17 protein-coding genes are annotated in these 20,333 nt (G+C 65.5%); 3 read left to right on the top strand and 14 right to left on the bottom strand.

Features of this window, described 5'->3' with window-relative positions; translation table 11 throughout:
* The first annotated feature begins 504 nt into the window (after positions 1-504).
* The gene (locus CXY78_RS12645; RefSeq protein ID WP_158253317.1) at positions 505-1,908 is read left to right on the top strand and encodes a right-handed parallel beta-helix repeat-containing protein; all 1,404 of its coding nucleotides are present in this window, start codon (positions 505-507) and stop codon (positions 1,906-1,908) included.
* A 505-nt stretch (positions 1,909-2,413) separates the two neighbouring features.
* Complete coding sequence (locus CXY78_RS12640; protein WP_104089623.1) at positions 2,414-4,327, top strand: right-handed parallel beta-helix repeat-containing protein; 1,914 nt, start codon at positions 2,414-2,416, stop codon at positions 4,325-4,327.
* Here the strand turns inward: CXY78_RS12640 and CXY78_RS12635 are convergent.
* The 7 genes from CXY78_RS12635 to CXY78_RS12605 form a co-directional block, all read right to left on the bottom strand.
* Positions 4,322-5,608: a glycosyltransferase family 4 protein gene (locus CXY78_RS12635; RefSeq protein ID WP_104089621.1), complete on the bottom strand. Its 1,287-nt coding sequence runs from the start codon at positions 5,606-5,608 to the stop codon at positions 4,322-4,324. The two genes, CXY78_RS12640 and CXY78_RS12635, sit on opposite strands and share 6 nt — an antisense overlap.
* Positions 5,605-6,714, bottom strand: a complete 1,110-nt coding sequence (locus CXY78_RS12630; protein WP_158253316.1) for a hypothetical protein — start codon at positions 6,712-6,714, stop codon at positions 5,605-5,607. Before CXY78_RS12630 ends, CXY78_RS12635 begins: the two co-directional genes overlap by 4 nt.
* Positions 6,711-7,697: a glycosyltransferase gene (locus CXY78_RS12625; protein ID WP_198412721.1), complete on the bottom strand. Its 987-nt coding sequence runs from the start codon at positions 7,695-7,697 to the stop codon at positions 6,711-6,713. Before CXY78_RS12625 ends, CXY78_RS12630 begins: the two co-directional genes overlap by 4 nt.
* A gap of 87 nt (positions 7,698-7,784) precedes the next feature.
* The gene (locus CXY78_RS12620) at positions 7,785-9,266 is read right to left on the bottom strand and encodes a polysaccharide biosynthesis tyrosine autokinase (protein ID WP_104089617.1); all 1,482 of its coding nucleotides are present in this window, start codon (positions 9,264-9,266) and stop codon (positions 7,785-7,787) included.
* Positions 9,267-9,371: 105 nt separating this feature from the next.
* Positions 9,372-10,289 (bottom strand): alpha/beta hydrolase, encoded by a 918-nt coding sequence (locus tag CXY78_RS12615; RefSeq protein ID WP_104089616.1) that lies wholly within the window; start codon positions 10,287-10,289, stop codon positions 9,372-9,374.
* Positions 10,286-11,341: an acyltransferase family protein gene (locus CXY78_RS12610; protein WP_158253315.1), complete on the bottom strand. Its 1,056-nt coding sequence runs from the start codon at positions 11,339-11,341 to the stop codon at positions 10,286-10,288. Before CXY78_RS12610 ends, CXY78_RS12615 begins: the two co-directional genes overlap by 4 nt.
* Positions 11,342-11,565: 224 nt before the next feature.
* The gene (locus tag CXY78_RS12605) at positions 11,566-12,333 is read right to left on the bottom strand and encodes an HAD-IIB family hydrolase (RefSeq protein ID WP_092339174.1); all 768 of its coding nucleotides are present in this window, start codon (positions 12,331-12,333) and stop codon (positions 11,566-11,568) included.
* Between the two features lie 83 nt (positions 12,334-12,416).
* Here CXY78_RS12605 and CXY78_RS12600 point away from each other — a divergent pair, with 83 nt between their 5' ends.
* Positions 12,417-13,040 (top strand): flavin reductase family protein, encoded by a 624-nt coding sequence (locus CXY78_RS12600; protein ID WP_104089612.1) that lies wholly within the window; start codon positions 12,417-12,419, stop codon positions 13,038-13,040.
* A gap of 101 nt (positions 13,041-13,141) precedes the next feature.
* Here CXY78_RS12600 and CXY78_RS21255 read toward each other — a convergent pair whose 3' ends face one another.
* The 7 genes from CXY78_RS21255 to CXY78_RS12565 form a co-directional block, all read right to left on the bottom strand.
* Positions 13,142-13,969, bottom strand: coding sequence for an SGNH hydrolase domain-containing protein (locus CXY78_RS21255; RefSeq protein WP_104089610.1), 828 nt, complete (start codon positions 13,967-13,969; stop codon positions 13,142-13,144).
* Positions 13,970-14,401: 432 nt separating this feature from the next.
* Positions 14,402-15,022: an acyltransferase gene (locus tag CXY78_RS12590; RefSeq protein ID WP_092339180.1), complete on the bottom strand. Its 621-nt coding sequence runs from the start codon at positions 15,020-15,022 to the stop codon at positions 14,402-14,404.
* 112 nt (positions 15,023-15,134) lie between these two features.
* A complete protein-coding gene (locus CXY78_RS12585) occupies positions 15,135-16,256 on the bottom strand; it encodes a Gfo/Idh/MocA family protein (protein WP_092339182.1) in 1,122 nt (373 codons plus the stop codon).
* Positions 16,253-17,242, bottom strand: coding sequence for a Gfo/Idh/MocA family protein (locus CXY78_RS12580; RefSeq protein WP_104089608.1), 990 nt, complete (start codon positions 17,240-17,242; stop codon positions 16,253-16,255). Before CXY78_RS12580 ends, CXY78_RS12585 begins: the two co-directional genes overlap by 4 nt.
* A 13-nt stretch (positions 17,243-17,255) precedes the next feature.
* Positions 17,256-18,098 (bottom strand): carbohydrate ABC transporter permease, encoded by an 843-nt coding sequence (locus CXY78_RS12575; protein ID WP_092339186.1) that lies wholly within the window; start codon positions 18,096-18,098, stop codon positions 17,256-17,258.
* Positions 18,091-19,053 carry a carbohydrate ABC transporter permease gene (locus tag CXY78_RS12570; protein WP_092339188.1) on the bottom strand — a complete coding sequence of 321 codons (963 nt, stop codon included), beginning with the start codon at positions 19,051-19,053 and terminating at the stop codon, positions 18,091-18,093. The genes CXY78_RS12575 and CXY78_RS12570 overlap by 8 nt, the downstream gene beginning before the upstream one ends.
* Positions 19,050-20,327, bottom strand: a complete 1,278-nt coding sequence (locus tag CXY78_RS12565) for a sugar ABC transporter substrate-binding protein (RefSeq protein ID WP_104089607.1) — start codon at positions 20,325-20,327, stop codon at positions 19,050-19,052. The genes CXY78_RS12570 and CXY78_RS12565 overlap by 4 nt, the downstream gene beginning before the upstream one ends.
* Positions 20,328-20,333 lie beyond the last annotated feature (6 nt).

The following is a 20,333-nucleotide window of genomic DNA, read 5'->3' as shown; positions in this document are numbered from 1 at the left end:
GGAGAGGCGCCATTCTGGGCGTTTTCACAGGAAAGTGAAACGGATTCGACTTTGGTCTCGATAGGCCCGGGACCACAGTTCAATCCGAATAGTCCCCTACGATCTCGGTCTTAGAACGCTGAATACGCATCGCACCCCAACGACCCGGCCAGCATCCGGCACGAAGCGAACCGTCGAAAGACTCGCCCGCTCCAGATCACCGGAATATCTCCAACCTGACCGAATCGTAGAGATCGACGAACCGATTCTCGGGCGAGAATTCACCCGCTCCTGCCCTACGATACGGCTCTGCCAGCATCCGCGCCGCTCGCGCACCAGCTGTCCATTCGCGACCCTGACTCTCCGGAGGACTCCACCGTGCACCTGTTCCGCAACCACCCCCAACGCACACCGGCTGACCGCACGCCGACTTCCCGCACACTCCCCCGCCCGCGCGCATCCACTCGCCACGCTCTGACTACTGTCGCCGCCTTCACTGCGGTCGCCGTGGCTATTCTGGTCCCGATGACCGCCCCCATCCCGGGCATCGAGGCCGCCGCCGCCGGACCGGCCCGAACTGTTATCGACAGTTCCTCGGCCAAGATCACCTACACCGGCTCCTGGCGCAGCACCCGCGATGCCGCCGACCGGGGTGGCTCCGTGCGGTTTCAGTTCAGTGCGGGCAGCGCGTCGATGACGTTCACGGGAACCAACGTGGCCTTCATCACCCGCACCACCACGAGCTCGGGCAAGAGTACCGTGTCGATCGATGGCAAGGTCGTCGCCACGGTGAATGCGTACTCCGCGAGAACAGTGCACCAGAAGACCGCGTTCAGCACGACCACCCTGTCGAGCGGCAGCCACACCATCAAGATCAGTCGAACCGGCAAAAAGGATGCCCGCTCGAGCGGCACCAACAGCATCGTCGACGCCTTCGTCGTGAACGCCACGACCAGCGTGGCCCCGGCTCCGGAACCCGCGCCCGTCCCCGCGCTCGCGCCGTCGACCGGAGTGCACCGCTATGCCGACTGCCCCGCCGCGACGACGACGGTGTACACCGCCGACGAGCTCATGGCGGCCGTCGACCGCGCACGGCCCGGCACCGTCATCAGGATGGCCCCCGGTACCTACAGAGGCCAGATCGACATGCACGCCAACGGCACCGCCTCCAACCCGATCTGGGTCTGCGGCTCGCGCGACGCCGTGATCAACGTTGGCGGCATCCAGGACAACCACGGTATCCAGGTCAAGAACTCCTCCAACCTCGTGATCGCGGGCATGACCGTGACCAACAGCCTCAAGGGCATCAGCGTAATCAGCGGCACGAACGTGACCATCGCCGACACCCGCATCGACCACATCGGCTATGAGGGCATCCACCTGCGCGCTTTCACGACCGACAGCACGGTCGTCGGCAACACCATTTCGAACACCGGTAAGCGCGACGCATCCTTCGGCGAGGGCATCTACATCGGCACCTCGGAGAACAACTGGTGCGCCCAGACCAACTGTAAGCCCGATCGAACCGACGGCACCCGGGTGCTGTCCAACCGCATCAGCCTCACCGGCACCCAGCCGATCGAGGTCAAGGAGGGCACGTCAGACGGCGTCATTCGCGACAACGTGATCGACGGCGCCAATGCCATGAGCGATGCCGAAGAGTGGGTCAAGGTCAAGGGCAACGACTGGACCATCGATGGCAACCGGGGCTCCAACAGCCCGCTGCACGGATTCGCAGTCAACGGCAGCGTCTCCGGCTGGGGCTTGCGCAACACCTTCACCGGCAACTCCGGGGCGGTGAACGCCGGCGGCTTTGCCTTCTTCATCCACGAGAAGGGCCGTAAGGGGTCGAGCGACACCGACGTGTCGTGCTCGAACTCGGTCACCCGCGCTGGCGAAGGCCTCTCCAACATCGCCTGCACTCGATAGCCGAAATTCTCACGGCCCTCAATGCGCTCAGGGAGCGCGTTGAGGGCCGTTTGTCGCGCGCTCAGCTTCACGATTTTCGAGGTTGACAAAAGACTCAACAGTTTCAGATTTTCTCTAGGCACTTTCACAGGAATGACGGATGCCACGCCGCGGCTACCCCGCTCGGAGGCCCGCAGGACACGCCCCCGTTTGCGGGGCATAGCCCACAATGGGCAATAGCACTGATCAGGGCGAAATCGTCGAGGTCTTTTCAGTTTCGGCCATCCGGCCACACGGGAGCACCCCGAAGCCCTCCCGCGCGCGCTCGCGCGAGGCGAGGCGCGGCATCCGCTCAGATTGCGCCCACAAACCCATTTACACACGGGTAACGCGCAGCAGTTCAGACGCTAATTGACAAAAAGTGATCACGGCAGCGCGAAGCCGAAGTTCACGAAGATCATGTGCGTCGTAATCCCCCGGGTTCACGGACGCCACCAACTGTCCATGAATTTCCGGAAGGTCCACAATGCTGTTCCCCCGCATCTCACGCCGCGCCATCATCGCCGCCGTCGCCATCGCCGCGCTGGTTCCCCTCACCGCGATGATCCCCGTCGGCGTCGCCTCAGCCTCCGCCGCCACTGCGCCCGCCGGCACCACGGTGGTCGACAGTAGCTCCTCGCAGGTCAAGTACTCCGGCACCTGGCTCACGACGGGCTCGCCGTCCGACAACGGCGCATCGATCAAGTACGCCGGGGCCACGTCGAGCGCCTCGCTCACCTTCACCGGGTCAACCGTGGCCTACGTGACACGTATGACCAGCAGCTCAGGCACCAGTGACATCGCCATCGACGGCAAGGTCGTCGCCACGGTCAACGGCTACTCAGCCCCGACGAAGTACCAGCAGAGCCTGTTCAGCACCTCGAACCTCTCCAGCGGAACGCACACCATCAAGGTGAGCCGCACCGGCCAGAAGGATGCCCGTTCCACCGGAACCAGCAGCATCGTCGACGCCTTCGTCACCCTGGCCCCGGCAGGCACGACGACGACACCGGCCCCTGAGCCCACCCCGACTCCGGTTGCTACCACGGCTCCGGTACAGGCCCCGGCCGGCTCGACCACCTTCGACAGCGCCTCGGCATCGGTCTCGTATGCCGGTACCTGGCGCACCTCCGGCTCGGCCAATGACTCGGGCGGCGGAGTGCAGTTCACCACAACCTCAGGCAGCGCCGCGTTCACCTTTCAGGGCACCAGCGTTGCCTTCATCACCCGTCTGACCAGCAGCTCGGGTACGAGCACCATCGCGATCGACGGCCAGACCGTTGCCACGGTCAACGGTTACTCGGCGACCACGGCCTACAAGCAGAATGCGTTCAGCACCACGAGCCTCTCGACAGGAACCCACACCATCACGGTGACCCGCACCGGCCAGAAGGATGCCCGCTCCACCGGTACCAGCAGCATCGTCGACGCGTTCATCGTGTCGGCCGTGCCGAGCACCGCGCCGACCCCGGCTCCGATCAGCACCCACCGCTACGCTGACTGCCCCGCTGCCACCGTGAACGTGGCCACGGCCAGGGAGCTCATGGCCGCGCTCGCCCAGGCCCAGCCCGGAACCGTCATCAAGCTGGCCCCCGGCACCTACAACGAGCAGATCAACATGACCGTCAATGGAACCGCTTCCAACCCGATCTGGGTCTGCGGACCGCGCAGCGCCGTGATCAACGTCGGCAGTATCCAGGACAACCACGGCATTCAGATCACCAACTCGTCCAACCTCGTGGTAGCCGGCATGACCGTCACCAACAGCCTCAAGGGCATCAGCGTGATCCGCAGCAACCACGTCACCGTTGCCGACACTCTCGTCGACAACATCGGCTACGAGGGCATTCACGTTCGCGCCTTCAGCACCGACAACACCATCGTCGGCAACACCATCAAGAACACCGGAAAGCGCGACCCGTTCTACGGCGAGGGCATCTACATCGGAACCTCAGACGCCAACTGGTGCGCTCAGACCAACTGCCAGCCCGACAACACCGACCGCACCCTGCTCATGGCCAACAACATCAGCCTGACGGGCGCCCAGCCGATCGAGGTCAAGGAAGGCACGTCGAACGGCATCATCCGCGACAACGTCATCGACGGTGCCAACGCCATGCCCCGCGCCGAGGAATGGGTCAAGGTCAAGGGCAACGACTGGAGCATCTACAACAACACCGGCAAGAACAGCACCATGCACGGCTTTGCAATCAACGGAAGCGTCGCCGGCTGGGGACTGCGCAACGTCTTCTTCGGCAACACCGCCCCGGTCGGTGCCGCCGGCTACGGCTTCTTCGTGCACGAGCAGGGCAGCAAGGGTGCCAGCGGCACCAAGGTCTACTGCTCGAACACCGTCACGGCCGCCGGTTCCGGCTTCTCGAACCAGTCCTGCATTTCATAACACACTGTTTGCTCGCCGGTCGAGCGCAACCTGCCAGCTGCGCTCGACCAGCGGAAAGACAGCGGCCGCCGAATAGGTAGTCTCAAAGGCGGATCTGGCCAGATCCGCCTTTTTGGCGCGCCAGGCGGCATCCGTCATCGCGTGCCGCAGGGCCGCCTCGAGCGAGTCGGCGTCGCCGGGCTCCACGAGCATGCCCACACCGTTCGCCAGTACGGCCGGCACGCCGCCGACCCGCGTCGCCACAACACAGTTCCTCCGGGCCATTGCTTCGAGAATGAACATGGGCATCGCCTCGTCGCGGGAGGGCAACACGGCGATCGCCGACCGCTCCAGCAGCTTCATCAGTGCCTCGTGGCTGAGCGCCCCCACGAATTCGCCGCGGGTCAGCGGCACTGCGGGTTGGTCGACAATGGGGCCAGCGATGACCAGTTTCCAGAGCGGATGCTGCGGCGCAATCCGCTGCCAGACCGCCACCAGCACATCGATGCCCTTACGCGTGCTGACCGCACCGCCGAACACCACGAGCGGTTCGATCTCGCGCCGCACCCCGTCGGCGACGGCATTCGGCACGAGCACGACGCGCTCCAGGGGCACGAACTCGGCGGCCGCGGCCTTCGACTCGGCCGACAGGGTCAGCACCACGTCGGCCGCGCGCAGGACTCGCCCGACCAGTCCTGGCCGTTTCTCGGCAAAGTCGGCGAAGGAACTGCCGTGCAGCTGAGCGACCGTGGCGAATCCGCGCGCGTGGGCCAGGGCGAGCAACGTGCCCTCACGCACGAAGGATCCGCCCTGCGACAGGTGCGCGATCACCACGGTGCGCTCGGGCCTGGCCAGGCGCAGCACCTTCCAGAATGCGGATGCCGCCAGCCCCGCCGCCCGCACCCCGCCACTGCCGTCGCGCGACGAGACCATGCGCAGGTCGAAGTCAGCAAAGGAATGTGCCAGATAGCCATTGACGACCTGACTCATACCGCCGGCGACTTCGCCGCTGCGCCCGATGTGCACGGCGAGCAGGCGTTCGGACTGCGCAGCCGGAGCCAACGGCACACGGGTCGGTCCGGGAACGGACTCGGTGCCAGACGCGGAGCGAATCTCGGTGCGGGCGGCGGGGATCGCTGCGGCGGATGGCTGCCCCAGGGCGATCGGCTCGGTGTCGATCGGCTCGGTGTCGCCTGGATCAGATTCGATGCGCTCGACTGCAACAGCCCCGGCCTCGTTCGGTTCGGTGTCGTCCGGCCCGGCATTAATCGGCTCGGTGTCGCCCGCTTCGGCGAGGCTCACCGCACGCTCTCGGTAGTGAGCACCTGGTCCAGCAGGCGGCGTACGGTCTGCAATTCGTCCTGGGCCTCGGCCAGCCCAGCCAGGATAGCCACGCGACGGCCCAGCAGATTCTGCAGCCGTTCAGCGATCTCGGCGGCAGACAGGCCCGCGCTGACAATGCTCACGTCGTGCAGTCCGGCTGCGGCGAAATGCCGAGCGATCTTGTCTGACTTGGCGTCGACCAGGAGCGCGGCCGGAACCGCCCCCTCGGTGAGGGCGCCGACGAGCACGTGCAGTCGATCACTCACGGTGAGCGCCGCCCGCCGATACAGGGCGCGCAGGCGCTGTTCCTGCTCGTCGTGCCCGGTGCCGTTCCAGCGCAGCTCCTCGCCGCCAAGGTCGGCGGCCAGTTGGCCGCACTTGTCGTCATCGCGCAACACCTGGGTGACACACCAGATCTGCAGGCCGTTGTCGGCCGCGACGGCACGCACCCCGGCGAGCCAGGCGCCGCTCGGGTACTCGAGGTCGGAGCGCATTGACACGACGAGCACGTCGCGGCGGGCCGTACCGCCGGCATTAGCGTCGCTTGAATCAGCGCTGCTGCCGGCGAAGGCCAGGTCGGGCATGATGCTGCCCTGCCCGAGATACCCGGCCGTCGCTTCGTCCCGCCACAACGACACGTTCGACAGCGCGATGGAAGGCCCCATCAATGCTCGCGGCAGCGGCGCGAAGTTTCGGCTGCCCACTCCGACCCGGGCGACGCGACCGTGTCGAGCACGCACGAGTGCGAGCACTGGCAGCATGGCGAGGTGCTCTTTCATGCCGATCAGGGTCAGCTGGATCTCGCCCGGTTTGAACACGTACGAGGCGCGGCCTCGGGCCGCACTGGCCAGCGCCGCGGCATACCACCGGCGAAACGAACGATACTGCACGTCGACCGGGGTGAGACCGAGCCCCTCGGCATACCCGTCGGGCGCCTCGCCGACATAGACGTGCAGCGGCCCGCTCGCCCGCAACCAGTCAAGCAATTGGCGGCGCAGCAGAATGTCGCCGATGTTGTCGTACTGGCCGCGGGCGGGCACGAAGATGTCGCGCAGCATCCGCTGGGGAGAGCTCCCCTGGCTCATCGGTCGCTGGGCAGCGGAATGCGCACACCGGTGTCGATGGCACGGCCGGCAGCGAAGCGGATGACGTCGGCCGTGAGGTCGGGCGAGTCAACGGCTCGGGCGACGCCGAGGTATTCGGCGAGCTCCGCGATCTGCATCTGGTGGTCATCGACGTGTTCACCGCGGTGCTTACGGCGGGTCACGAGCACCGGAAAAATGCCCATTTCGAGCAGTCCCATGAAGGTGCCGACACCGGCGTGGGTGATCACAACGTCGGAGTTCAGGGCCGCATCGACGAACTGTGCGGTCGGCATCATCTGGTGCACCTGGCCGGGAAGGTCGGTGCGCTTGGTGGTGAAACCGAGCTGCCAGACGGTGCGCTCATCGGCCAGGCCGCTGGCGAGCACGGCGTCGACGAGGGAGTCGAAGCGGTAACCCTCGATGGTGCCGAGGGTGACGAACAGGCTGGGGCGCTCCGGCGCTGGCCGAATCAACGAATGGTAGGTGGACAGCACGCTCGGGTGCGTTCGCCACCGGTTGGTGGCCCAGGCTGGATGCTGGGTGCGTACGCTGACCAGGTGGCTGGCGGCGAGCATCCGCCCGCTGAGCGATGGCCCCTCGACGCGCGAGACGCTCTCGATGTAGAGGCTCGGCACGCCGCTGATCGCGGCCTGCGGCAGCGCCGCGACGGCGAGACCGGCGCCGGTGCTCACTGCCCCCTCAAACGTTTCGTGCCGGAGCACACGGCGAACGATGCCGGCCGCGCGCATCATTCCGAGGTAGTCGCGGGGACGCACGTACGGCACATGGATGCGGCGCTGGCCGGCCAACAATGACCGGCTCTGCATGGAATCAAAGGTGACCCAGAGCGAACTGGGCGAGGCACCCAGCCCGGGCGCCAGCCGCACCAGCTGGGCCAGGTGCCCGCCGGTGGAGGCGACGAGCAGAAGCTTTCGTTGCTGGGAGGGCAACGAATCGATCGGGTAAGACGAGTGCACGGACACTGAGGCTCCCTTCGGGTAAAGCCTTTGCGGAACTGTTTCGAACGTGCGTCTTCGAACGTGCGCCAAACGTAAATGGAACGGGTGGATCTACCAGGTGACGCGGGTAGGGGTGTCTGATGGGGCAGACTCGCTGTCGGGCGGGGTCGAGCGACTCGGTTCGCTCGTCTCCGCGTCGATCGCGGTGGTCGCACGGGGTGCCAGGCGGGAAGTAGCCGCGAACCCGGCGCCCTGCACGAGCGCGTCGGGACCGCGAGTGGGAACCATGGCCAGTACGACACCGAGGGGCGTCGTGCCGACCGCTTCGAGGGCGTCGAGGGCGGCGAGCAGTTCGGGTTCGCGCACCCGGTTCGCGCCGACGACCAGAATGGTGCCGCCGGTCCAGCGGCTGAGCACGGCAGCGTCGGTCACCGCGAGCACCGACGGGGCGTCGATGAGCACGTAATCGTAGCTGCTGCTGAGCACGTCGAGCACCGTGCCCATGGCGGTCGATCCGAGCAGTTCGCTCGGGTTCGTGGGAATTTTGCCCGACGACAAAACGGTGAGTGGATGCTGTGCGCCCCACGATTGCAGGGATTCCTTGAGCTGAACGTCGCCCAGGAGCACCTCAGTCAGACCACGATCGGCGTCGAGGCCCAGGTAATCGGCGAGCCGGGGCGTGCGCAGGTCGGCGTCGATGACGGCGACGGTCGCACCGCTCTCGGCCAGCACGATGGCCAGGTTCACGAGCGTCGTGGTCTTGCCCTCGCCCGAAACGGAGGAGGTCACGACGAGGCTGCGACGACCGGTGTCGGCGTCGGCGTCGGCGAATTCGAGGTTGGTGCGCAACACCCGAAACGCCTCAGCGCGGGCGGTGGAAGCACCGTCGGGCGAGATAATCGGGTTGGCGCGGGCTTCGAGCGGAATACCGCCGAGCATGGGAACAACGGTGAGGCGTTCGATGTCGTCGCGGTTGTAGATGCGGCGGTCGAGCAGCCCGAGGATGAGCGCGGTGACCAGTCCGACCAGCAGCCCGATCAGCAGTCCGACGGCGAGGTTGAGGTAAAGCTGAGGCAGCGCGGGGTTATCGGGGGCGACGGCGGGGTCGAGCACGCCGACCGTGACCGGGCTGGCACCGCCGTCAGCGGGCTTCTCCAGCTGGTTGATGACGACGTCGGTGAAACTTTCGGAGACGGCCTGCGCGAGCTGCTGGGCGGCATCCGCTGTAGACGCAAGCGCTGCGATCTCAATGACCGCTGAGCCGGGCTGGGTGGTGGCCGTGACCCGCTCGGCCAGGTCGACCGCGGTCTCATCGAGGCCAAGGCTTGCGATCACCGGGTCGAGCACGCGGGGGCTCGTGGCGACGTCGAGGTAGTACGGCAGCTTCTGCACGACGAAGTTGTTGCCCTGCACGAGGTCACCGGGTGTTGAGCCGTTTTGAATCTGGGCGGCCACGAACACGCGGGTGGAGGCCTGGTACTGCACGGGGGTGATCAGCGCGGCTGCTGCTCCACCGACCACGCCGAGCAGGACGAAAGCAACAATGAGAATCCATCGCTTTCTAAGTATTCGAACCAGTCGTTTTAGTTCCATGGGCACTTCTCCCCGCGTGATCGACGCATCGTGTTTCGGGTGCACGATGACAGAAACCTATGTTGGCATAAAAATCCTCACTTTTGGACCGTCAGTATCGAGGATTTAATCAGTCCGTGATGAGGAGTTAACTAAATTGTCGATCAGAAACTGACGAATACTCGCGCGCGTGGTCTCGTCGAGGAGCTCCAATGCGTGTCGTTTACCGGGTTTCACGTCGAGAGTGACCGGTACACCGACCGCTTTGAGCGCGAGAGCCATGGCCTCCCCCTGTTCGACGGGAACAAGTTCTTTTTTTGAAATGGCGATGTAGAACGGCGGGTCGGTCTTGTCCACGGAGTACAACGGCGACGCCTCGCGGGAATTCGGGCAGTCGGTGAAGTTGGAACAGCCGAGGTATTGCAGAATGGAGGCGACCGCCGTCTTTGACGGGTCGCCGAGCAGGAGTCCGTTTTCGGTGAGGTCGACCGCCGGCGACATCGCCACGACCGCCGCGACCCGGTCGCCACTGGTGAGGCTGCCGGTACCGTTGGTGCCAATCGAGGCAGCGATGATTGCACCGGCCGAACTGCCGAACAATCCGATGCGTTCGGGGTCGATGCCGAATTGCGCGACTTGGGCGGGGTCACGCAACCACTCGAGCGCATCGGTGACATCGTTCACCTGGGCCGGGTAAGCAAATTTCGGTGCCAGGCGGTAGTCCACCGAGAAGGCGGCGATGCCGCCGTCGGCCAGCTCCGAGCAGAGCGCGGTCATGCCGCCGAAGTCCTTCGTGCCGCTGTCGAAGCCGCCGCCGTGAATGAGGATCATGGCCGCGGTGGGCTCGGTCTTCTTTTTGGGCAGGCAGGCGTTCAGCAGTAGCTTCTGGCCACGGGCTGTACCGTATTGCAGGTCGTTCTGCAGCGCGACCGAGTCGCTGTGCGCGTCGGCGACTGGCGTGGTGGGGGTGGCTGAGCATCCGCTGAGCAGTAGACCAGCGGCCAGCAGTACAGCGAATGCCCCGATCAGGCCAGATTTCTTCACAACAGGTCTCCGTTCAGGTGAGCCCGACGCGAGACCGATGTGGTCTGGCGTTTGCGGAACGGGCTGACCCAGAGGAACGAGAACCGGCGCAGGAGCTTGGCGAGGTAGAGCGAGGCGACGAGCACGATGGCCGCGAGCAGGAACGGCAAGGCGTTGCCGGCCCGTTCGAGCCAGAGTGATTCGGCGAAGGGCGCGAGCAGCGCGAGGGCGCCGGCCACGAGGAACAGGTGCAGCAGGTAGATCTGAAAGCTGTATTGGCCGAGGGTGTTCATGAAGTTCAGCCATTTCACGCGCACGAGCAGGGTGGCCAAGGCCACGCCCATCGCCACGGCGACCGCGCTTTCGAGCAAAATCAGCCCGGGAACTCGGGAAAGGTGCAGCGGCACGAGCAGCACGGCGAGGCCGATATACGCGGCCACGAGCACGATGGCGTGCCACACCCGCACCCGAGCCGCCAAGCGGTAGACGGCGTGAGGAAAGTAGACCGCGGTGATGAAAAAGAGGAAATTGGCCGCGACGCGGTCCCAGCCGACATTGTCGAGGTCGAGCACTCCCGGCGTGGTCGACAGCACGGCCACGGCACCGGCGAGCCCGATTTGCGCCGGGACCGGCAGTTTACGTAGCAGCCAGGCGAGCAGGGTGAAGATGGCCAGAGCCCAGATGAACCAGTAACTGCTCGTGGGCCAGACCGGGAGGAGTGCGATGTTGACCAGGTCGGTCGGGGATCGCTCCGTGCCGCGCAGGTGCGGAACGATGAGGTAGAAGACCACCCGGATGACCGACCAGAGCAGGTAGAGGTAGACCAGGGCGAGCAGGCGGCGACGCCAGAGATCCTTGAAGTTCCAGGTGAGCATGCGCCGGGCGGTGAGACCGGCGATGAAGAAGAACACCGGCATCGGAAAGTAGCTGAGCACGAGGCGCAGTCGCGGCGTGCTGCCGGCCAGGCCGAGGTCGTTGAGAAACAGCGACGAGTGGTAGAGCACGACGAGAATGATCGCCGCGCCCTTGGCGAAGTTGATCCACTCGCGGTTCTCCGCCCGTATCTCTTTCACAAGCGAAATGTACACGAGAAAAACTCAGTATGGAATCTCGACCTCGGTTGTCGGGCCGCTGCGGGCCCATAACCCGACCCTCACACCACGCCATTCGGCATAACTCCTGCAATTCGCGCCGGGCCCGACGGCGCACCCCCGGAAACATGCGGAAGTACGTTTCGGAGGTCAGAAATCGCAGAAGTTATGCCGGGCGTTCAACGTAGAGCGCCTCAGGAGGCGGTTCAGACGGCTACGTAGCGGGGAATCAGGTCATCGAGCAGGGCGGCCGTGTCTGGCCAGCCTTCGACGGCAACGCACTCCACGCCGAGAACCTTGACCGGGTAGTCGTTTCCGTTCTCGTCGAGGCGATCGCCGACGAACAGCATGTCGTCGAGGGTAACCCCGGTGAGGTCGGCCAGGCGCTTCATGCCGTAGGCCTTGTCGATGCCCTGCCGGGTGATATCAACGGATGTCGACCCGCCGGAGCGTACCTCGAGGTCGGGCAGCAGAGCCTGCACGGCTTCCCGCAGGGCATTCTTCTTCTCGCCGGTCGGGTCCCAGGCGATTTTGGACGCAACCGGGGCCGCCTGGCCGAGCGCGGAGAAGGTGATCTGCGACCCGCGGTCTTCGAGGATCGGACCCCACGTGTCGCTTTCCCAGTACCCGAGGTCGCGGGCGGTCTGCTCGACGGCCTGGAGCGCCCGCGCCTTCTGGTCGTCGCTGAGATTCTCGGCGTACACCTGGGTCCAGCCTTGGGCGTCGCTCCGGTAGTACTGGGTGCCGCAGGTGGGCATGAGGTGCAGCCGGGCGAGCTTCTCTGCACTAATCTCGGGCAGGTTGTCGATGATCTGCGCCTGGAACTGACCGAACTGGCCGCCAGAAATGATGCAGACCTCGGTGACGCCGAGCAGCTTCACGAGCAGGTCGATCATGGTCGGGTCGAGCGCGGACTTGGACGGCGCGAGCGTATCGTCGAGGTCGAAGGCCACGAGGCGGGGAAGAGTAGGCATCAGGCCACTCTATCGGCGCGGGCCGGTTACCGGCCGGGCGCGGCGCCGGCCACGCGGGCTAAGCGAGTTGTTAGCCTGAGCGGATGCGTACTGACTTCGGCCCAGAGACCCTGCCCCGCCGCGACTTCTACCGCCTGCTCAACTCGCTCGTGGTGCCGCGGCCGATTGCGTGGGTGTCGAGCCGTTCGGCCGAGGGTGTCGACAACCTGGCGCCGCATTCGTTCTTCACCGTGGCATCCGTTTCGCCGCCCATCGTGCAGTTCACCTCGGTGGGGGTAAAGGACACCGTGCGCAATATCCTCGCGACCAGGGATTTCGTGGTGAACTTCACGCCGGAGTCGCTGTTTGCGGAAGTCAACGCCACCGGCACCGATTTTGGGCCGGAGGAGAGCGAATTCGATCGCGCCGGGCTCACCCGCGAGCCGAGTGCGACCGTGGCCGCCATGCGGGTTGCCGAGTCCCCCGCGGCGATCGAGTGCCGTCTGCATTCCACGCTGTCGATGGGTGATTGCACTCTCGTTTTCGGCGAGGTGACGCACGTGGTGGTGTCGTCTGCGGTGTTGGACGGGGAGCATCCGCTCATTGAGAAGCTGCGACCGCTGTCCCGGCTCGGCCTGGACGAGTGGGGAACCATCGGCGAGGTCAAAGAGATCAAGCGCATTCGGGCGAGCGACTGGCCGCGCGAGTTTCGGCCGCGCGAGCGCTGAGGGCCTGCCGAATCTCGCGCTGGCGCGTGCAGCATTCGACCAGCTTATGAGCGCCCCCACACACGAATGGCCGATCGAGCGGATGCCGCCCCCCGCGGCGGCTAGGCGGCCGGCGGGAACAGGGCCTCCGCCAGCAGCGGGCCGAGCTGGTTGCTCGCCTCGCGCACGAAGTGCTGGCCGTCGAAGAACGCCGGGCAGGTGTTGTCGACACAGAGCCACGGCACGACGTTGACGTACTGGGCGAAGTCGCCGAACTTTTCGATGGCTCCCTGCTCGGTCGCGACCACCTTCTGGTAGAGGCTCGAGGGGCTGTAGGTGCAGTCGGCGGGGGCGCTCGTGAGGGTCTTGCACTCGGCGAACGGCGTGCTGGCCGGCGGCGGGGAGAGCACAGCGACGTGGTCGGTCGACCCCTGCAGGGCCGTGATCGTGTCAGCGGTCGCGGTCTGCCACTCCGTGAGGGCTGCGACTCCCTCGTTGCCGCTGGCCAGGCGCACGATGGATCCGGCCAGGCTCGACATGATCACGAGATCGGGCGAGAGCCGCGCGACCTCGTTGTAGACCCAGGAGTGGTGGTCGTCGCAGGTGGCGGCCGAGGCGTCGGAGGCGTTCTTGGGCGCCACCGAGATGTTGACGGCCGGGCAGGAGAACATAGTCAGCGACTGCACGTTGTAGCCGAGCGGTTCGAGGGCGGCGCGGATGGCGGGCATGTAGCTGATGGCCATGGAGTCCCCGAGCAGAACTGCGGTTTTGGTGGCCGCAGGGTCGCCGTAGACGCACCCTGCGGCGTTCTTCTCGCTGACCGATAGGCAGTTGTCGTCGACCCATTCCGGGGCGCCGGAGCTGTCGCCGAGGGCGCCGAAAGCGGGGGTGGTCGCCGGCCAGGCGGTCGACGCCAGTGCTGCGGCGATGTCGGACTGCCGCGTGGCCAAGAGGGTAGCCCGTGCGTCGGGCGTTTCGGGACCAACGTCCGCGCCGACCGGGGCCGGGTCGGCCTGGGGGGGGCGTGGAGGACGTTCCGCCCCTCAGAGCGATGAACGACACCGAGACGATGACGAGGGTCACGACGACCAGGGCACCGATCCAGGCTTGGGCTGGGGTGATGCCGAAGTGGCGTGTGGTGGCGGGGCGGAGCATCCGTTCTCGCTTTCGGGTTTGGGCAGTTTCGAGCCAGAGCGAGTGGCGGATGGGGTCCTCGACGAAGTGAAAGGAGAACACCGAGAGGGCCACCATGAGTACGACGGTGAGTGGCAGGTAGACCGGTGAGTCGGTGGCGAAGACGGTGGCGAGCAGAATCACGACCGGAAAGTGCCACAGATAGAGGGAGTAGGAGATTTTTCCGACATAGCGGCTGACCGGGTGGGTCAGCAGAAACAGCAGGCGCTGTTCGGGCTGTCCGATTCCGGCGGCGATAACCAGGGCTGCTGCCCGTCGCGGGCGAAGATCACGATGAGCAAGAACGGCCAGACGAAGTAGAACTGTTCCTCGACCGCGAGCGACCAGTAATGCTGCAGCGGGGAGACGGCGTTGGTGGCCTGCAGGTAGTCGGTACCGACGGCGGCGAAGTGCCAGTTGGCCACGAACAGGGCCGAGTAGACGCCGTCCCACAGGGTGCTGAAGGCGCGGGCGCCGGGCAGCAGCAGGTAGCCGATGGCCACGGTGACGACGAGTACGAGGAGCGAGACCGGCAGGATGCGGCGGATGCGGCGGCGGTAGAAGCCGACGAGGGAGATGCGGCCGGTGCGGGCATGCTCCTTGAGCAGCAGGCTCGTGATGAGAAAACCGGAGATGACGAAGAAAATGTCGACACCGATGAATCCGCCGGAGGGCCAGCCGAGCAGGTGATCGAAGATGACGACGATCACGGCGACCGCGCGCAGGCCCTCGATGTCGCCACGAAAGGTGCGCGTGGCGGACTTGCCGCCGGTGGGCCCGGCCGGGTCGGGTGCGCGCTCGTGGCGCTCCAAGGTGGACTGAACGGACATGTATAGCCTCCGACTCGGGTTTCGGAACTGGTACCTGTTCGGCCCGACTGTCGGGCACGCCTTGCGATTATGACGCAAGCTCAGCTATCGGGGCAAACCTGTCGGCCGAGTTTTACCTGATTGACACAACCTCGCCGGTGCGCGCCGACTCCTGCGCGGCAAGCACGATTTTCAGCGAGCGGATGCCCGCGGCCCCGTCGGGCTGCCCCGCCCGCCCGGCACGCACCGCGTGCACAAACTCGTTCAGGAGCAGTTCGTCGGTGTTCTTGCCGTAGCCGAGAAACACGGCCTCATCGGCCCCGACGCCGCCCACGTGCTGCGCAAACGGATCGATGTCCGCGATCCCCCGCGTGCCGACCACCTGAAGGGTCAGTCCGCCCCAGGTCGGCGCGTTGTCGGGCTGGCTCCAGGAGCAGTCGATCGTGGCGACGAAGCCGCCGGCATAGCTGATCGTGACTAGTCCCCCGGTTTCGGCGCGAACCTCGGGCTTGTCGGCGTGCAGAATGCGGTTCGACACTGCCCGCACGAACTGGGCTGTCAGCCCGGTCAGGGCATCGAGCAGGTCAGCAACGTGCACGATATGGTCGACCATTGCACCGCCGCCAGAGAGTGCCGGGTCGGTGAACCAAGCCCGGTCCCCGACCGGAATCTGACCGTTGTTCGTGCCGGTCGCCGCGAGCAGCGCGCCCAGCCCACCGGCCTGAACGAGTTCGCGCAGCCGGGCGAAGGCGGGCGAGAACCGCACCGGGTAAGCGGTCATCAGCGTGACGCCGGCCGCGTCGCAGGCGGCCTGCATGGCGAGGGCATCCGCCAGGGTCGTGGCCAACGGCTTCTCGCACAGCACGGCCGCGCCGGCCAGGGCTGCGGCTTCGACCAACGGACGGTGCCGGGCGTTTTCGCTCGTCACGATGACGGCGTCGGGTTGCCAGACGAGCAGTTCGGCGTAGCTGTCGACGTAGCTGACGCCGAGGTCGTCGGCGAGGCCCCGGCCACGCCGTTCGGCCGGCTCGTTGCCGCCGTCGGGGTCGGAGGCGCGCAACTCGACGTTCGGCATCGACTGTAGCAGTGCCGCATAGCCAGCGGCGTGCACGTGGGCGAACGACATCAGGGCTACGCGCAGGGGGCGCTCAGACAGCGGATGCTGCGGCGCGACCGCGCTCGACGCGGCTTGCCCGGACAACGAGGAGGTCGGTTGCACGGACGCGTTCGGTCGGGCATTCGCGACGGCTCTCATGCCGCCACCGTCTCACGCACGACGGACTCGCTTCGCCCGGACGCGATCGACGCGTTCGCGGCGGCGGCTAGTTCGACCGCGCGGGTGGCGTCGGCGAGGCTGACCCGCGGGGCAGGTCCCCCCAGGGTCGCGGCGGCGAACTCCCGCAGTTCGCTCAGGTACGGGCTTTCGCCCAGCGACGTGTCCGGGCGCATAGACTGCGTGCCGGCGACGGGCGCGCCGAGGTCGAAGCGGAGCGAGGCATCCGCTCGGGAATCGTGCTTCAGCACCCCGGTCGAGCCGGCGATCGAGAAGGACGTGGCGAAGGTGGTGCCGGGCGCGCCCCAGACTCCGGTGACGTAGCTGAGCGCGCCGCTTTCGTGAGTGAGCACGACCTGGGCGGTCTCGCATCCGTCGCCCACGGACTTCACGGCGTACACCTCGGTGACCTCGCCGGCGATCCAGCGGGCAATGTCGAGGTCGTGGATCATCTGGTCCAGCACGATTCCGCCGGACTGTTCCTCATCGGCGAACCAGCTCGCCCAGGTGGGAAACTCGCCGATGCGACTGAACCGCAAAATGGCCGGCTCGCCGATCGTTCCGGCGGCGACGGCGCCTCGGGCCAGGGCGTACTCGGGAAAGTAGCGCACAACGTGGGCCGGGTGCAGCTGCTTGCCGACGAAGGCGGCGAGCTCGGCGAGAGCGGCGGCATCCGCTGGGTGGAGCGCTATGGGCTTTTCGCAGATGACGTGTTTGCCGGCGCGGAGGGCGCGTTCGGCGAGGCGATAGTGCGTTGGAGTGGGAGTGCATATGTCGACCACGTCGCACGCGTCGAGCAGCTCATCGAGTGAGCCGACCGCGGTGATGCCGTACTGCGCGGTGACCTCGGCACCGCCCTCGAGCGAGAACACGGTGACCCGCGCGCCGAGGGCGAGCCAGGCCGGAATGTGCACGTGGGTGATGCCGCCGGCACCGATGAGGCCAATGTTCACGAGAAGTCCAGACATATAAGGGGTGGTGCTACTTCGAGCCGCTGAAGGCGAGGCCTTCGACGACGCGACGCTGCAGAACAATAAAGAGGATGAGCACGGGCGCCATCGCGAGTACGCTCGCGGCCATCATGACCGGGTAATCGGTCGTGATACTGCCGGCGAGCGTCGCCAGGCCGGCCGAGAGCGGCATTTTCTCGGCGTAGGTCGTGACCACGAGTGGCCAGAGCAGGTCGTTCCACGACCATAGGGTCGTGATGATGACCAGGGCGCTGATGCCCGGGGTGGCTAGCGGAAGCATGATCTTGTAGAAGATTTGGACCGGGTTGGCGCCGTCGAGCCGGGCGGCTTCTTCGAGTTCGATCGGCAGGCCGAGAAAGATCTGCCGCATCAGGAACACGCCAAAGGCGCTGAAGATGCCGGGCAGGGCGATGCCGATGATGGTGTTGAGCAGGCCGAGGTTCTGGATGATCTGGAACTGCGGAATGAGGTACACCTGCGGCGGCACCATGAGAATCGAGAGGATGACGCCGAGAAAGATTCCACGGCCGCGAAACCGCATACGGGCGAACGCGTAGCCGGCCATCGAGCACAGCACGACCTGGCCGATCACGCGGATGACGGTGATGCCGACCGAGACGCCGAACTGGTCGAAGAACGGCAGCTTGGTGAAGACGTCGACGAAGTTGCCCCACTGCAGGTCGCCCGGCCAGAAGGTGGGCGGCACGCTCATCACCTGGTCGTTGGTGGAGAGCGAGATGACGAGCTGCCAGATGAACGGGAACACCATAATGAAGCCGATGATGCCGAGCACCAGGTGGGTGCGCACGCTGTTCGCGCCCTGCTGGGCCGGGGAGAGGGACTGTTTAGACATAGTTCACCCACTTTTTCTGCATCCGAAACTGGAAGAAGGTGACGATGCCGATCGTTACGAGAATGACCATGCCGATCGCCGCGGCATAGCCCTTGTCGTTTTGAATGAAAGCCTGGTTGTAGAAGATGTAGACCAGCGACTGGCTCTGCACCAGGGCCGGGTTGTACTGGCCCATGATGGCGTAGAGCAGGTCGAACAGCTGAAACCCGTTGATCACCGAGATGATCGTGACGAAGAACAGGCTCGGCGTCACGAGCGGCACGGTTATCGAGGTGAACTGCTTCCACTTGGTGGCGCCGTCGAGCTGCGCCGCCTCGTAATACTCCGGTGAGATGTTTTTCAGGGCAGCACCGAGAATGATGATCCCGAACCCGAGCGACGCCCACATTCCGACAACGCCGACCGAGACGATCGCGAAGCCGGGGGTCGAGGTCCAGTACGGGCCATCGATATCGACGAGCGAGAGCATCCAGTTCAGGATGCCGAAATCACCGTTATAAATCATGCGCCAGACCAGGGCGACCGCAGTGGGCATCGCGATGTAGGGCATGAAGAACAGCACGCGATAGAACGACGCGAAGCGCAGGCCGGGCTGGTTGACCAAGTTGGCCATGAGCAGCGCGATCGGAATGCCGGCCAGCACGATGACCGTGTAGATCAGGGTGTTGATCAGGGCCTGGGCCACGTTTCCGTCGGCCAGCATGGTTTGGTAGTTGTCGATGCCGACGAATTCTTCGCCGCCGAACGGGCCGGTTTCGGTGAAGCTCAGGTAGCCGGTCTGAATGATCGGCCAAATGTAGAAGCCGAGCACACCGAGCAGGGTCGGCAGCACGAACAACCACGGCCAGTAGCCGTCGAAGCTCTTTGGCTTCTTTTGCGGTGTTGTTGCTACGGGCACCGGGAGGTCGGCGGGATCACGGCTCTCGCCGACCGCGCTCCCGGTGCGCAGGGTCATTCCTTGGCCAGCGCTTCGTTCATTCGAGTGGCGAGCTCGTCAGCGACATCTTCAACGGTGCGAGTGCCGGAGAAGGCCTGCGGCAGCAGCTCGTTTTCAATCGTGGTCCAAGCCGCGGTGTCCTTCGAGATGGGGAATGGGTAGGCATAGTTGTCGGCTTCGTCGATGAACACCTCGAGGTCGAAGTGCTCGACCGAGTCGAGGAAGGCTTCGCCGGCGCCGATGAAGGCGGGGTTGGCCGCTCCCATTTCGGCCTGCAGGGTCTGCGCTTCTTCGCTGCCGAGGTAAGCCTGAAAAGCCTGTGCGGCCGACTTGTGCTCGCTGCCCGCCGAGACCACGTTGGCGAGGCCGTGGATGACAGTGGCCTGCTTCTCGTCCTGAGGCAGCGGGGCCACGTTCAGGTCGAGGGTGTTGCTTGCCGACGCGAGTTCGGCGACGCTCCAGGTGCCGGACCAGAAGAACGCGGTCTTGCTGCTGGTGAACCACGCGTTGTGAGGAGTGTCGGAGAGTTGCTGCAGGTTTGGGCTGGAACCGTCGGCAATGAGATCAGCCCAGAACTGCAGGCCGCGAATCGTGTTCGGGTCGTCGTAGCCGCTGGACGTGCCGTCTTCAGAGAGGATACTGCCGCCCGCCTGCAGAATCGTGTTGTAGTAGCCCTCCTGGCCGCCGGTCAGGCCGGTCGCGACGCCGTAGACGCCCTGGTCGGCGAGGGTGTCACTGACGGTTTTGGCGGCCGTAGCGAAGTCGTCCCAGGTCCAGGTTTCGTCGGGAATTGCGACGCCGGCCTCGGAGAGAATCGCCTTGTTATACCAGAGTGCGACCGTGTCGAAGTCCTTGGGCATGCCGTACTGCACACCGTCGAAGGAATAGAGGTCGTTGAGCACCTCGACGTAGTTGGCCGGGTCGACATCGCCGTCGTCGATGAGGTCGGTCATCGGTTCGAGCTGGTCGTTGGCGGCGTAGAGCTGAAAGTTGGGGCCGTTCATCCAGAACACGTCGGGCAGGGTGTCGCCGGACGCCTGGGTCTGCAGCTTGGTGAAGTACTGCGCCCACGGGGTGATGTCGATCTTCACCTCGATCTTCGGGTAAATCTTGTTGAACGCGGCAATGTTCGCCTCGAGCGCCGGAATCTGGTTTTCGTCCCAGATGGCGTAGCTGATCGATGCTGCCGAGTCTGCGGTGACGGCTTCATCGGATGCTGCGGGTGCCGAACACGAGGTCAGCGCGAGCGCGGCGACCAGCGCGAGCGGCGCCAGTCTGGTGATTTTTCTCATTGGGTT

This window comes from Cryobacterium sp. N19 (assembly GCF_002929595.1).
Taxonomy (GTDB): Bacteria; Actinomycetota; Actinomycetes; order Actinomycetales; family Microbacteriaceae; genus Cryobacterium; species Cryobacterium flavum.
Note: the sequence above shows the minus strand (reverse complement) of the source record. Positions and strands in the feature narration are given on the sequence as shown.